The following is a 12,774-nucleotide window of genomic DNA, read 5'->3' on the forward strand; positions in this document are numbered from 1 at the left end:
GGACTCGCGGGGCGCGGGGGCGGTAGTGGTTGTCGATCGAAGGGGTGTGGATGTCAGCGGTGCTGGAGTCGGAGACGATTGCTCCGGAGTGGTTGCTCGAAAAGATCGACGGCCGCACCGCGGAACTGGCCGATGCCGTCGCCGACCTCATCAAGTCGGGTGAGCTCGGCCCCGGCGATCGCCTGCCGACCGTCCGCGCACTCGCGAAATCGACCGATCTCAGTGTCGGTGCGATCGTCAACGCGTGGGGCCGGTTGCAGGAACAGGGGTTCGTGCAGACCCGCCGCCGCGGCGGCACCGTTGTTCTTCCGCCGCTCGACAGCGTGCCCGAGCGTGGCATACCCGACTGGCGTGGTGTCGACCTGGCGCAGAATGCACCGGACCTGGCGCTGCAGCCCTCCCTGTCCGACGCTTTGTTGTCCAGTCTGGATGCCGAGACGCTGAATGTGTTCGGCCGCGAACTGATGACCGAGCGGTTGAGGAATGCCGTGGCTCCGGGTTGGCCGTTCGAACCGGAGGCCTGGGCCACGGCGGGCGGCGGCACCGAGGCGCTGTTGCTGGCCGTGGAGGCGGCGGCCCCACCCGGTTCGATGGTGGCCGTCGACGAGCCCCTGGGCCCGGGTGTTCTCGACACCCTCCGCGACCTGGGGTTGGATGCGGTCGGGGTCGGCGCCGACCGCGACGGCCCTCGGCCGGACGCTCTCGATGCGGCCCTGACCGCCGGCGCGGTGGCCTTCGTGTTCCAGCCCGGTGCGCCGTTCGCCGTCGACCATGCGGTCAGCGCGCGGCGCACGAGTGAACTCACCGAGGTGTTGCGGCGGCATCCGGCTGTGTGGGTCGTCGAGGACGACTCGATCGGACCGCTCGAACCGCAGCAGCCTCCCTCTCTGGGATCGGTACTGCCGCAGCGTGTCGTCCGGATCCGCAGCTACTGCAAGGCATACGGGATCGACGTGCGGACCTCCGTTCTCGGCGGGTCCCGCGAACTGATCGAGAAGGCCATGAAGGTGCGCAGCCACGGAGTCGGCTCGAACAGCCGGATCCTGCAGAACACCCTCGCCCATCTGATCGGCAGCGCCGACGCCGAGCGCGCGGTCACGGCGGCGCACGAGCGCTACGCCGCCAGACGCACGTCGCTGCTGGGGGCGCTGATCGACCGGGGCATCGAGGCTTTCGCGGGCCCGCACAGTCTGGTCGTGTGGGTGACGGTGTCGGACGAGACCGCGGCCCTCGTCGCGTTGGCGCGGCAGGGCATCTCGGTGGGGGCCGGTTCCCGCTCGTTCGTGCAGGCGCCCGCACGTCAACTCCTACGCCTGTCGGCCACCCAATTGCCCGACGACCCGGACCTGATCGGGCAACTCGCCGACGTCGTCGCGGTGGCCGTCGCGGAGTCGTCGCGCGAGTTCTTCGACTGATCGGACTTTGTTCGACAGCCCTGCGGGACATACGAAATATGTTTTGAAACATCGAGAATTTAATACTCTGCACGCGTCTGTTTGCTCCATACACTTCAACGCGGCGTGCCGAGGCAGGTGCCTGACGGCGAACGACGAAGGAGCGAGAACATGACGAGACGGCAACTGAAATTGGGAGCTGTCCTCACCCCCACGGGTGGTCCCGGGCACCCGTACACCTGGCTGGACCCGGAGATTCCCGCCGACGCGAGCGTCGACATCGACTGGTACATCCGGTACGCGCGGCTGGCCGAGCAGGCGCGGTTCGATCTCGTGTTCATCGTCGACAGCCAATTCATCACCCCCGACTCGCCCCCGCACTACCTGAACCGGCTCGAGCCGCTGACGCTGCTGTCGGCGCTCGCGGTGGCCACCGAACACATCGGGCTCGTGGGCACACTAACCACATCGTTCAACCAGCCGTTCAACCTCGCGCGACGGTTCGCGTCCCTCGATCTGATCAGCCGCGGCCGTGCCGGCTGGAACGTGGTCACCAGCGGCGACTCGGGTACCGCCGGAAACTACGGACTCGAGGAGCATTACGACTACGCCACCCGCTACGGCCGGGCCCTCGAACACGTCGAGGTCGTCAAGGCTCTGTGGGACTCCTACGAGGACGACGCGTTCCCGCGCGACCGGGAGGCCCGCCGCTTCCTCGACGCAGACAAGCTGCACACCCTCGACCACCGGGGTGAGCACTTCTCGGTGGTGGGCCCGCTCAACATCGAACGCTCGCGGCAGGGGCAGCCGGTGATCTTCCAGGCCGGCGACTCCGACCAGGGCCGCGATCTCGGAGCGCGTATCGCCGACGGGATCTTCACGCACGCGCCGAGTTTCGAGGCGGGAGTGGCATTCTACACCGACATCAAGACCCGCGCCGCGGCCTACGGGCGCGCTCCCGAGGACATTGTGATCCTGCCGGGAGTCAGCGTCACCGTGGGCGACACCGACGCCGACGCCCGCGAGATCGAACGTGCAACCCAGCTGGCGGACAACGACTTCGGAAAGTCCCTCCGGGAACTGGGCCGGCCGTTCGGCTGGCACGACTTCCGGCAGTACGACCTCGACGCGCCGTTCCCCGCCGAGGCACTGCAGCACGCCGAGCGCAGCTTCTACACGCAGGCGAAGAAGATCGCCGACCTCGCCGCCGACCGCGGGCTGACACTGCGGCAGACCGTCGAGGCGCTCAGCGCGCCGAAGACGTCGCCGTTCACGGGCAGCGCCGAGACCGTCGCGAACGAGCTGCAACGCTGGCTGGACGGCCACGCCCTCGACGGCATCAACATCCACATCGGCCACCCGGCACAGTTCCAGCGCTTCGTCGACGAGGTGCTGCCGATCCTGCGTGAGCGCGGGGCCGTCCGGGAGGACTACGAGCAGAACACGTTGCGCGGCAACCTCGGTCTGCCCTTCGCGGAGAACCGCTACACCCGCGCGCGGCGTGCGGGAGTCGACCCCGCCCCGCTGCCCGGCACCACCGCATCGCTGTCCGCGAGCGTCTGAATCACCACCCCTCTGCATGGTCAGGAGCACCCAGTGAGCAAGAAGAGCCGGCGGATCGTCGGCGCCGTAATACTCGGAGTGATCGTCGGGCTCGTTGCCACCGCGTGCGGCGGCGGCAGCAGCTCGGACGGCGCCGAGGTCAAGTGGGCGTTCAACCTCCCCACCTCCTGGGATCCGGTGACGAGCCGGACCGGAAACGACATCAACACGATCAGCCTCGCGTACGCGTCGCTGACCCGGCTCGACGCCGAGGGCAACGTCGAACCGTCACTCGCCGAGAGCTGGAAGTACAACGCCGACGGCACCGCCGTGACCTTCACCCTGCGTGACGGTCTCACCTTCTCGGACGGGACCATCCTCGACTCCCAGGCGGTGAAGGCGTTCTTCGATCGCGGCAAGACCCAGGACGATTCGTTCCTGCGCGATCAACTCGCCGGTGTCACCGAGACCACGGCCGACAGCGCCACCGACGTCACACTGCACCTGGCCGACGCCGACTACCAGATCCCGTACCTGGTCGCCGGGCGCACCGGTGCGATCGCCAGCCCGACCGCGGCCGCCGACCCGCAGAAGCTCAGTGTGTGGCCGGTCGGCGCCGGTCCCTTCCGGATCACCGATTTCGTCGCCGAGGATCACGCGTACTTCGAGAAGAACCCGAACTACTGGGACGCCGAGAACATCCACATCGACCACTTCGAACTCAGCGTCGCCCCGGACCCGGCCACACTCGTCGCCGGGGTCCAGTCCGGCTCCATCGATTTCGCGACGCTGCCGGCCCTGCAGTCCAAGGAAGCCGAGGCCGCGGGTCTCGATGTCACCGTGAAGCCGTCGCTGGCCGCGAACGACGTGTCCATCAACCTGAACAAGGCCCCGTTCGACAATCCGAAGGTCGTCGAGGCGTTCCGTTACGCATTCGACCGCCAGGCGTTCGTCGACGTCATCACGAACGGGTTGGGCAGCACGACGAGCCAGCCCTTCCCGGAGGGATACCTCGCGTTCAACCCGGAGATCGAGAAGCTCTGGAACTACGATCCGGACAAGGCATCTCGTCTCCTCACCGAGGCGGGCTTCGGTCCCGGACAGTTGTCGATCGAGATCACCGCGCAGTCGGCGGCCACCAACCGGGCGGAGCTCGTGCAGTCGCAGCTGAAGAAGATCGGCGTCGAGTCCACCATCAAGGTGGTGCCGCCGGGATCGTCGACGTGGCAGAGCGAGGTCTACATCGCGAAGAACCCGCAGCTGGCGACGGACGGCACCATCGGGCGTGAATCCCCGGTGCAGAATCTGCTCGCCGTCTACGGTCCGGAAGGCATCATGAACCTCAGCGGCCCGCACGCGTCGCCGGAGTTCACCGCCGCGCTCGACGCCGTGCGTCGCACGCCCCTCGAGGACCCGGAGTACAAGCCGCGGCTGTGGCAGGCCGTCAAGGTCGGCGTCGAGCAGTCGCCGACGAATTACATCTTCAGCAATCCGTGGATCATCGTGTCCAACCCGGACCTGAAGAACCTGAACATCCTGCCGTCCCAGGTGCGGTGGGAAGGCGTCACGGTCTCGTGACCACCGCCGACGTCCAGGCCGCAGGCACCGGGAGAACATTCGCTCTCCCGGTGCCTGCGGGCGCGCTCGGCACGGCGCTGCGGGTCGTGCTGAGTACCGTGCTGATCGTGGTCCCGGTCTTCCTGTTCTCCACCCTGATCACCTTCCTGCTCGGCGCGGCCAGCGGGCTGAATCCGGCCGCCGGGATCGCCGGCGACGCCGCGACGCCGGAGACGATCGCCCGCATCAACGCCGAATTCGGGCTGGACAAGCCGGTCTGGCAGCAGTACGTCGACTGGATGTCGAGCATGCTGAGCGGCGACCTCGGGGTCTCGTGGTTCAGCAAGATCCCGGTCAGCGAGTTGATCGGCGAGCGGCTGGCCGTCAGTGCCTCGATCGCGGGTGTGGCTCTGGTCATCGGACTCGTCCTCGGTGTCGGACTCGGTGTGCTCGCCGCCGTCTACAAGGGCAGCCTGATCGACCGGCTGATCACCGCCTACACGTCGGTGGCCTCGACGCTGCCGCCGTTCGTCATCTCGATCGGACTGATTCTCGTCCTCAGCGTCGGGTTGCACTGGCTGCCGTCGGCCGGGTACGTCCCGCCGGACGAGGACTTCGGCCGCTGGCTGTCGCTGATCATCATGCCCGCGATCGCGTTGAGCATGGACGTCGTCGCCGACATCGCGCGACAACTCCGCACCGGATTGGTCGCGGAGCTGGACCAGAACTACGTCACCGGCGCGGTGGTCCGGGGTATCGGTCCGTCCCGGATCCTGTTCGTGCACACACTGCGCAACGGCAGCGGTCCCGCGCTGTCCATCCTGGGTATGAAGATCCCCACGCTCATCGGCGGCGCCGTCGTGATGGAGACCATGTTCTCCATGCCCGGCTTCGGTCGCCTCGCCGCCGACTCCGCGCTGCGCGGAGACGTTCCCATCGTCCAGGGAACGCTCGTCGTGGCGATCGTGTTCGTGCTGTTCTGCAACATCGTCGTCAACGTCGCCCAGAGCGTCTTGCAGCCGGCAACCAAGCGGAGAGACTGAAAATCCCATGCTCACAGCAATCCTGCGCTACCACTCCGCTCGCGCCGCGGTGGTCGTCCTCGGGCTGATCGTGGTGCTCGCGGTGTTCGGGCCCGCCCTCGCGCCGTTCGACCCGCTCGAGCAGGACACGTCGGCGATCCTGCAGGGCCCGAGTGGAACTCACTGGCTCGGGACGGACAACGTCGGACGGGACGTGTTCAGCCGGCTGCTGGCGGGTTCGACCGTGTCGGTGCTGTCCGCACTGCAGTGCGTGGTGGTCGGATTCCTCCTCGGCGTGATCCCGGGCTTCCTGTCGGTGTACCTCGGGCGCGGCGTGGAATGGTTCACCCTCCGGTTGATGGATGCGCTCATCACGCTGCCGTTCCTCGTGTTCGCCGTCGCGATGACCGCGCTGCTCGGAAACGGGCTCGCGCAGGCGATGTTCGCGGTCGGCATCCTCATCGCACCCGCGTTCTACCGGGTCACCCGTGCCGCGGCGCTGACGGTGGCGAACTCCCAGTACGTCGAGGCCGCCGAACTGATGGGGGCCGACACGTCCTGGATCATCCGTCGCCACGCGGTGCGTAAGGTGCTGCCGGCGGTGGGGGTGACGTTCGCGGCGATGACCGGAGCCAGCCTCGTCATCGTGTCTTCGCTGACGTTCCTCGGGATCGGGGTCGTTCCGCCGGACCCGACCTGGGGCGGACTCCTCGCCAGCGGATTGCAGTACCTCTACCAGGTTCCGTTCGGCCCGGTCGTGCCCGCCCTGTTGATCGTGGCCACCGTCTGGGCACTCAACGCCATCGCCGACGCGCTGCGGGATGCGACCGGCCGACCCCAACCACGCGCCCGCAGGAAACAGGAGGTCACCTCGGATGTCCACTGACACATTGGCTGCCCCGTCGGCACCCGCAACCACGCGTCCCGAGACGCAGGTGCTCACCGTGAGCGATCTGCGCATCGCACTCGACGACGGAACCGAACTGGTCCACGGCGTCGACTTCTCCCTCGCGCGCGGCGAAGCCCTCGGGATCGTCGGCGAATCGGGCAGCGGTAAGTCGCTGACCTGCCGGGCCATCCTCGGAATCCTGCCCGGCGGAATCGGCGTCACCGCAGGCTCGATCGATTTCGACGGCATCGAACTCACCGACCTCGGTCGCACACACTGGCGGCCGCTGCGGGGTACCCGCATCTCGGCGGTGTTCCAGGACCCGGCGTCCTATCTGAACCCGTCCATCCGGGTCGGTGAACAACTGGCCGAGGCACTCCGGTCGACCCTCGGGCTGTCCCGCGCGGACGCCCGGCGTCGCGGCGTCGAACTGTTCCGGAAAATGGGGCTGAATGACGCCGACACCGTGTACCGCCAATACCCGCACGAACTGTCCGGCGGAATGCTCCAGCGGGTGCTCATCGCGATCGCGGTGTCCGCGGAACCGGAACTCCTCATCGCGGACGAGGCGACCACCGCCCTGGACGTCACCGTTCAGGCCGAGGTGCTCGACCTCCTCGAGGACCTGCGTGACGAACTGGGCCTCGCCCTCGTCCTCGTCTCGCACGACCTCGCCGTGGTGGCTCAGGTCTGCGACAGCGTGATCGTGATGCGGGACGGCGCCGTCGTCGAGTCCGGGCGTGCGGAGGACCTGCTCACCGCGCCCCGGCACGAGTACACCCGCCAACTCGTCGAGAACCATCGGGAGTACGGGCTCGAGTCGGTCACCGGAAAGGAGGCGGCTCGTGTCTGAGTCGTTGCTGCGCATGACCGGCGTCCGGGTGGAGCGCGGGGTCCGTGGGGCCCGCAAGCAGATCCTGCACGGTGTCGACCTGACCATCGATGCCGGTGAGAAGGTGGGACTCATCGGTGAAAGCGGCTCCGGGAAAACGACACTGGCCCGCACGATTCTCGGTCTGATCACTCCCACGTCCGGAACGATCGAGATCCGCGGGCAGCGCGTCGACGACCTGTCCACGGCGGACCGCAGGGCGCACCGCCGCACGGGGACCGTGCAATACGTGTTCCAGGATCCGCTGCTGAGCCTCGATCCGGACATTCCGGTGGGCGAGTCGATCGCCGAGGGACTGCTCGTGCGGGGCGGACTCGACCGGGGCGTCGTGCAGTCGCGGGTGGCAGCGGTACTGAGCAGTGTCGGACTCGACGCCGACATCGCGGCGCGGATTCCCGCCGACCTGTCGGGTGGGCAGCGCCAGCGGATCGCGATCGCGAGGGCCCTCGTCCTCGATCCGGCGCTGCTGCTGCTCGACGAACCGGTCAGCGCCCTCGACTCGGTCAACCGCATCCAGATCCTGAAGCTGCTCACCGAACTCGGGCACTCGCGGCAACTCGCTCAGCTGTTCATCTCACACGACCTGGGGGCGGTCGCGGCGCTGGTCGACCGGATCGTCGTGCTGTACCGCGGCAACATCGTCGAGGACGGGCCCACCCATCAGGTGATCTCCGATCCCCAGCATCCGTACACGGCGCTCCTCGTCGGTTCGGCTCCCACCTTGAGCGGCGGCGCGGTGACGCGGGAACGTCGCCGCGAACTGAGGCTCCGCCTCCCGTGAGTACTTGTTAACCGCCCGCGGTTAACAAGTACTCACGGGTCAGCGGCGCAGTGCCTTTCGCGCCAGCCAGTTGCCGAAGAACTGGGAGGCCTGGACGAGCAGGATGATGACGAGGGTGGCGACGAGGGTCACCTGCCAGTTGAATCGCTGGTAGCCGTAGACGATGGCGAAGTCGCCGAGTCCGCCGCCGCCGATCGTCCCCGCCATCGCGGACATGTCGACGATGCCGATGAGGACGAATGTGTAACCGAGAATCAACGGGCCCAGGGCTTCCGGGATCAGCAGGGTGACGATGATCCGCAGGGGTCCCGCGCCCATCGCGCGGGCAGCCTCGATCACGCCGGGGTCGACGGTCACCAGATTCTGTTCCACGATGCGTGCGATGGCGAACGACGACGCGACGATCATCACGAAGATCGCGGCCTCGGTTCCGATGGTCCGGCCCACCACGGCGAGGGTCACTGGCCCCAGTGCGGCGAGCAGGATGATGAACGGAATCGGCCGGACGATGTTCACCAGGATGTTCAGCACCGTGTAGGCGGCCGTGTTCTGGAGAATCCCGCCCTTCCGCGTGGCATACAGCAGCGTGCCCACCACGAGCCCGATCAGTCCACCGACCACCAGGGTGATCACCACCATGTAGATGGTGGTGCCGATGGATTCGAACAGTACGGGGCGCAGCTTGTCCCAGTTCGTGGTCATGCCTGTACTTCCTCGACGTCGGTGACGGTCCGCAACCGGCGGATCACGTCGTCGACGCCGTCGTCGGGACCGACGAGTTCGAGCGTGAGACTGCCGAACGAGCGGTCCTGCAGGGTGGTGATGCCGCCGTAGACGATCTCGAACCGGACGCCGTGCCCGCCCGCGTCGGAGAGGACGTCGCCGATCCGGCTGCCGTCCCGCACGTCGGCGGTGACGATCCGGCCACCGAAACGCGACCGCAGCCGTTCCAGGTCGGCGGGCTCCGGGCGGTTACGCAGGATCGTGCTCACGAAGCTCTTCGACGCCGGCGCCTGGGGTTCGGAGAAGACGTCGAACACCGTGCCGAGTTCCACGACGCGACCCTCCGCCAGCACGGCGACACGATCCGCGACGGCCCGGACGACGTCCATCTCGTGCGTGATCACCACGATCGTGACCCCGAGTTCCCGGTTCACCTTGCGGAGCAGGCGGAGTACGTCCTGTGTGGTTTCCGGGTCCAGGGCGCTGGTGGACTCGTCGGCGAGCAGCAGGTCCGGCGACGTCGCGAGCGCGCGGGCGATCCCGACGCGCTGCTTCTGTCCGCCGGACAGCTGGTCGGGGTAGGCCCGTGCCTTGTCGGAGAGGCCCACGAACTCGAGGAGTTCGGCGACGCGTTCGCGGCGCTTCTGTCGCGGCCAGCCGGCCACGACGAGGGGGTAGGCCACGTTCCCGGCGACGGTCCGCGAGCGGAACAGGTTGAACTGCTGGAAGATCATCCCGATCTTCGCGCGCACGTGCCGGAGTTTCGATTCCGACAGTGCGGTGATGTCGACGTCGTCGACGACGACACGCCCACTGGTCGGGCGTTCCAGGCCGTTGATCAGCCGAACCAGCGTGCTCTTCCCGGCGCCCGAGTAGCCGATGACCCCGAAGATCTCACCCCTCTCGATGGTGAGATCCACGGCGTCGACAGCGGTGAGGGTCTTCTTTCCCGACTGGAAGGTTTTCGTGACGGATTCGAATCGGACGATCGGTGTCATCTACTTGGCCGAACGGATTCCCTCTTCGACCCGCGACAGGATTTGCTGCAGTTGGGCACCGTCGCGTTCCACCTCGACCGACGTTCCCTTCGACTCCTCGCGCACGGCGGCCTGGATCTCGGGGTCGTGCCAGATCTTCACGAGTTCGAGGTACGTCGCGTTGTCCTTGTCCTCGGCGCGGGTGACGAACGTGTTGATGTACGGCTCGGCGGCGGGGCTGGACGGGTCGTCCTTGTAGAGAGCCGATTGGGGGTCGATGCCCGAACGCTCGAGGAACGTGTTGTTGACGATCGCGCCGTCGACGGATGCGAGCGACAGCGCCGTCTGGGCGGCGTCGACCGGGGTTACCTTCACCTTGGACGCAGCCGTGTCGATGTCGGCGGGCGTGGGGGACGGGTTGTCGCCGGTCAGCGTGAGCAGGCCGGCGCCCTTCAGCACGAACAGGGCACGAGCCTGGTTGCTGGGGTCGTTGGGGATCGCGATCTCGCCGCCCTGCGGAATGTCGGCGAGGCTCCGGTGCTTCTGCGAGTACAGGCCGAGCGGCACGATCTGGGTGGCGCCGATCGGGGTGAGGTCGTCGTCCGCGCCGGTGTTGTACTCGCCGAGGAACTGCAGATGCTGGAAGAGATTGGCGTCGATCTGCCCCTGCGACAGGGCGACGTTCGGCTGCGAGTAGTCGGAGAAGTTCACGACGTCGAGCGTGATACCCGCGTCCTTCGCCTTGTCCTCGAAGATCTCCCACGAGCGGTCGCTGGCCTCGGTGGTTCCGATCCGGACCGTGTCGCCGTCGGCGCTGCCGGATCCACCGGAGCACGCTGTCAGTGCCGCCAGGAGTGGCACGGCGGCAAGGGCGAGAGAACGGCTGAACTTCACGGAAAATCCCCACGATCGATCGGATGACCACGGAGTGTGGCCACGGGCAAGGTAGCGCCTCCGCGTGCCTCGCGGAATGGTTCGGATCGCCGTGATTCGAAGGGGAGTGTCCCGACTTCCGTTCCTGCCCTGCGGTATTCGACCGGACCGGCTGCGTGCTCTAGGGTGGCAGGGTAGACACGCGAGAGGTGATGTAGCGATGAAGGTAACGGTAGTGGCGGGCAATCCCAAGCCCGGTTCGCGGACGTTGGATGCAGCCGGTCTGGTCGCGACCGCGGTCACGGGTGCCGCCGCGGATTCCACGGTCGACGTGATCGAACTCGGGGCGGGTCTGCTCGGGTGGGGTGACGACAAGGTCGCGGCGGCCGTGGAGACGGTGGCGTCGTCGGACCTCGTCGTGTTCGCCAGCCCGACGTTCAAGGCGTCGTACACGGGCGTGCTGAAGCTGTTCCTGGACCAGTTCGCGACCGGAGACGGCCTGAAGGACGTCGTGGTCGTGCCGCTGATGCTCGGGGCCGGGCCCGCGCACGCCATGGCGCCGGACCTGCTGCTCAAGCCGGTGCTCGTCGAACTCGGCGCGACGGCCCCCGCTCCCGGCCTGTACCTCATCGACACCACCTACACGACCGACACGCGCATCGCCGACTACGCCGAGCGGTGGGGTTCGATCCTGACCGCGGCGGCCCGGACCCGGACGGAACTCTCATGACGCAGGCAGACGGCACACTGGACAAGACTTCGCTCCGGGAGGCGTTCGGACATTTCCCGAGCGGCGTCGTCGCCGTCTGCGCCGAAGTGGACGGTGAGCGCGTCGGGATGGCGGCGAGCACGTTCGTGCCCGTGTCGCTGGAGCCGCCGCTGGTCGCGTTCTGCGTGCAGAACACGTCCACCACATGGCCGAAACTCGCGGACCTCGCCCACATCGGGATCAGCGTGCTCGGTGAGGCGCACGACGCCGCCGCCCGTGTGCTCGCCGCGAAGACCGGCGACCGGTTCGCGGGCCTCGACACCGAAACCACCGACGGCGGTGCGCTGTTCATCGACGGAGCATCGGTGTGGTTGGACACCACCGTCACCCAGCAGGTGCCCGCGGGGGATCACGCGATCGTGGTCCTGCGGATCAACGAGCTCAGGGTGCAGTCGGAGATCGAGCCGATCGTGTTCCACCGCAGCCGGTTCCGCTGGTTGCGCACCGTCGCGTCCTGACACGGGGTGAGATGACCACGGAACTGACGGCGCCGGCCGATACGGACGTTCATCCCCTGGACGACGCCATCCGTGAATCCCTTCGCGGGGCGCACGCGCATTTCGCCACATGGTCGGGCCGGGTGGCGCGGTACCACCCGGACGTCGCGCCGCACGTGGGCCACCCGGCGACGCTGGGCGACGAGGATTGGGCGGATCTCGCGGCACTGCTCGGGTCGTCGTCGACGGCCGCGCTGCGCGGATTCGGGCACACCCCGCCGCAGGGCTGGGAGGTCGTGGACTCCTTCGGCCTGGTCCAGATGGACGGCACCGCGCTGGACGTCGCACCGGACCCCGACGCCGAGGTGCTCGGCGCGGCGGACGTCCCCGAGATCCTGGACCTGATCGGCCGCACCCGGCCCGGACCGTATCTTCCGCGGACCGTCGAGATGGGGACGTATCTCGGTTTTCGTGTCGACGGTGAACTGGTGGCCATGGCGGGCGAGCGGTTGCATCCGCCCGGGTGGACGGAGATCAGCGCGGTCTGCACCGATGAGCGTTTCCGGGGCCGCGGATTCGGTGCCCGGCTCGTGCGCGCCGTGGGAGCAGGTATCCGCGCTCGCGGGGAAAGACCGTTCCTGCACGCCGCGCAGTCGAACACGACGGCGATCCGCCTGTACGAAAGTCTCGGCTTCACCCTCCGCCAGCAGTCCGCGCTCACCGTCGTCCGGACGCCGGCGTAGGCCGATCCGGCGCCCGCCGTGACACCGGTCAGGCAAAATCGCAGGTATGAAGTACGTGCTACTGATCTGCGACGATGAGTCGGTATCGCCGACGAACGAGGAGCTCGCGGCGGATCCGGTGCATCAGGCTCCCAACTGTTGACGGAATATCTAATACTTCCTCATTCGTCCTGCT

General features: G+C 67.6%; 13 protein-coding genes. 10 read left to right on the plus strand and 3 right to left on the minus strand.

Going from position 1 to position 12,774, the window contains the following annotated elements; translation table 11 throughout:
- Positions 1-50: 50 nt before the first annotated feature.
- From ACNJ7E_RS11395 to ACNJ7E_RS11425, 7 genes are all read left to right on the plus strand, one after another.
- Positions 51-1,415, plus strand: a complete 1,365-nt coding sequence (locus tag ACNJ7E_RS11395) for an aminotransferase class I/II-fold pyridoxal phosphate-dependent enzyme (RefSeq protein WP_418339902.1) — start codon at positions 51-53, stop codon at positions 1,413-1,415.
- 150 nt (positions 1,416-1,565) lie between these two features.
- A complete protein-coding gene (locus ACNJ7E_RS11400; protein WP_418339904.1) occupies positions 1,566-2,957 on the plus strand; it encodes an LLM class flavin-dependent oxidoreductase in 1,392 nt (463 codons plus the stop codon).
- 33 nt (positions 2,958-2,990) lie between these two features.
- Positions 2,991-4,514 (plus strand): ABC transporter substrate-binding protein, encoded by a 1,524-nt coding sequence (locus ACNJ7E_RS11405; RefSeq protein WP_418339905.1) that lies wholly within the window; start codon positions 2,991-2,993, stop codon positions 4,512-4,514.
- On the plus strand, positions 4,511-5,536 hold the full coding sequence (locus tag ACNJ7E_RS11410) for an ABC transporter permease (protein ID WP_037226828.1): 1,026 nt from the start codon (positions 4,511-4,513) through the stop codon (positions 5,534-5,536). Before ACNJ7E_RS11405 ends, ACNJ7E_RS11410 begins: the two co-directional genes overlap by 4 nt.
- Positions 5,537-5,543: 7 nt before the next feature.
- Positions 5,544-6,401, plus strand: a complete 858-nt coding sequence (locus ACNJ7E_RS11415; RefSeq protein ID WP_283331204.1) for an ABC transporter permease — start codon at positions 5,544-5,546, stop codon at positions 6,399-6,401.
- Complete coding sequence (locus ACNJ7E_RS11420; protein ID WP_418339907.1) at positions 6,391-7,257, plus strand: ABC transporter ATP-binding protein; 867 nt, start codon at positions 6,391-6,393, stop codon at positions 7,255-7,257. The genes ACNJ7E_RS11415 and ACNJ7E_RS11420 overlap by 11 nt, the downstream gene beginning before the upstream one ends.
- A complete protein-coding gene (locus ACNJ7E_RS11425) occupies positions 7,250-8,077 on the plus strand; it encodes an ABC transporter ATP-binding protein (protein ID WP_418339909.1) in 828 nt (275 codons plus the stop codon). Before ACNJ7E_RS11420 ends, ACNJ7E_RS11425 begins: the two co-directional genes overlap by 8 nt.
- Positions 8,078-8,116: 39 nt before the next feature.
- On the opposite strand, the gene ACNJ7E_RS11430 is transcribed toward ACNJ7E_RS11425, so the two are convergent.
- From ACNJ7E_RS11430 to ACNJ7E_RS11440, 3 genes are read right to left on the minus strand one after another with little or no spacing between them, the layout of a single operon-like run.
- On the minus strand, positions 8,117-8,779 hold the full coding sequence (locus ACNJ7E_RS11430; RefSeq protein WP_418339910.1) for a methionine ABC transporter permease: 663 nt from the start codon (positions 8,777-8,779) through the stop codon (positions 8,117-8,119).
- On the minus strand, positions 8,776-9,798 hold the full coding sequence (locus tag ACNJ7E_RS11435; RefSeq protein ID WP_418339912.1) for a methionine ABC transporter ATP-binding protein: 1,023 nt from the start codon (positions 9,796-9,798) through the stop codon (positions 8,776-8,778). Before ACNJ7E_RS11435 ends, ACNJ7E_RS11430 begins: the two co-directional genes overlap by 4 nt.
- Entirely contained in the window at positions 9,799-10,671 is an 873-nt protein-coding gene (locus ACNJ7E_RS11440) for a MetQ/NlpA family ABC transporter substrate-binding protein (RefSeq protein WP_418339914.1), read from the minus strand. It lies immediately after the preceding gene.
- A 199-nt stretch (positions 10,672-10,870) separates the two neighbouring features.
- Between ACNJ7E_RS11440 and ACNJ7E_RS11445 the strand changes: the two genes are divergently transcribed.
- Genes ACNJ7E_RS11445 through ACNJ7E_RS11455 form a run of 3 tightly spaced genes read left to right on the plus strand, consistent with a single transcriptional unit; the run spans position 10,871 to position 12,599 of the window.
- Positions 10,871-11,380, plus strand: coding sequence for an NADPH-dependent FMN reductase (locus tag ACNJ7E_RS11445; RefSeq protein ID WP_029539406.1), 510 nt, complete (start codon positions 10,871-10,873; stop codon positions 11,378-11,380).
- Entirely contained in the window at positions 11,377-11,877 is a 501-nt protein-coding gene (locus ACNJ7E_RS11450) for a flavin reductase family protein (protein ID WP_418339916.1), read from the plus strand. Before ACNJ7E_RS11445 ends, ACNJ7E_RS11450 begins: the two co-directional genes overlap by 4 nt.
- Positions 11,878-11,888: 11 nt before the next feature.
- Positions 11,889-12,599, plus strand: a complete 711-nt coding sequence (locus ACNJ7E_RS11455) for a GNAT family N-acetyltransferase (protein ID WP_418339918.1) — start codon at positions 11,889-11,891, stop codon at positions 12,597-12,599.
- Positions 12,600-12,774: the final 175 nt, after the last annotated feature.

This window comes from Rhodococcus mengyinensis, from assembly GCF_048381435.1.
Lineage (GTDB): Bacteria > Actinomycetota > Actinomycetes > Mycobacteriales > Mycobacteriaceae > Rhodococcus_F > Rhodococcus_F opacus_D.

Bases quoted from the DNA above. Each gene is read 5' to 3' on its own strand.
- ACNJ7E_RS11395 (WP_418339902.1), top strand. From the start codon at position 51: ATGTCAGCGGTGCTGGAGTCGGAGACGATTGCTCCGGAGTGGTTGCTC.
- ACNJ7E_RS11400 (WP_418339904.1), top strand. From the start codon at position 1,566: ATGACGAGACGGCAACTGAAATTGGGAGCTGTCCTCACCCCCACGGGT.
- ACNJ7E_RS11415 (WP_283331204.1), top strand. From the start codon at position 5,544: ATGCTCACAGCAATCCTGCGCTACCACTCCGCTCGCGCCGCGGTGGTC.
- ACNJ7E_RS11420 (WP_418339907.1), top strand. From the start codon at position 6,391: ATGTCCACTGACACATTGGCTGCCCCGTCGGCACCCGCAACCACGCGT.
- ACNJ7E_RS11430 (WP_418339910.1), bottom strand. From the start codon at position 8,779: ATGACCACGAACTGGGACAAGCTGCGCCCCGTACTGTTCGAATCCATC.
- ACNJ7E_RS11435 (WP_418339912.1), bottom strand. From the start codon at position 9,798: ATGACACCGATCGTCCGATTCGAATCCGTCACGAAAACCTTCCAGTCG.
- ACNJ7E_RS11445 (WP_029539406.1), top strand. From the start codon at position 10,871: ATGAAGGTAACGGTAGTGGCGGGCAATCCCAAGCCCGGTTCGCGGACG.
- ACNJ7E_RS11450 (WP_418339916.1), top strand. From the start codon at position 11,377: ATGACGCAGGCAGACGGCACACTGGACAAGACTTCGCTCCGGGAGGCG.
- ACNJ7E_RS11455 (WP_418339918.1), top strand. From the start codon at position 11,889: ATGACCACGGAACTGACGGCGCCGGCCGATACGGACGTTCATCCCCTG.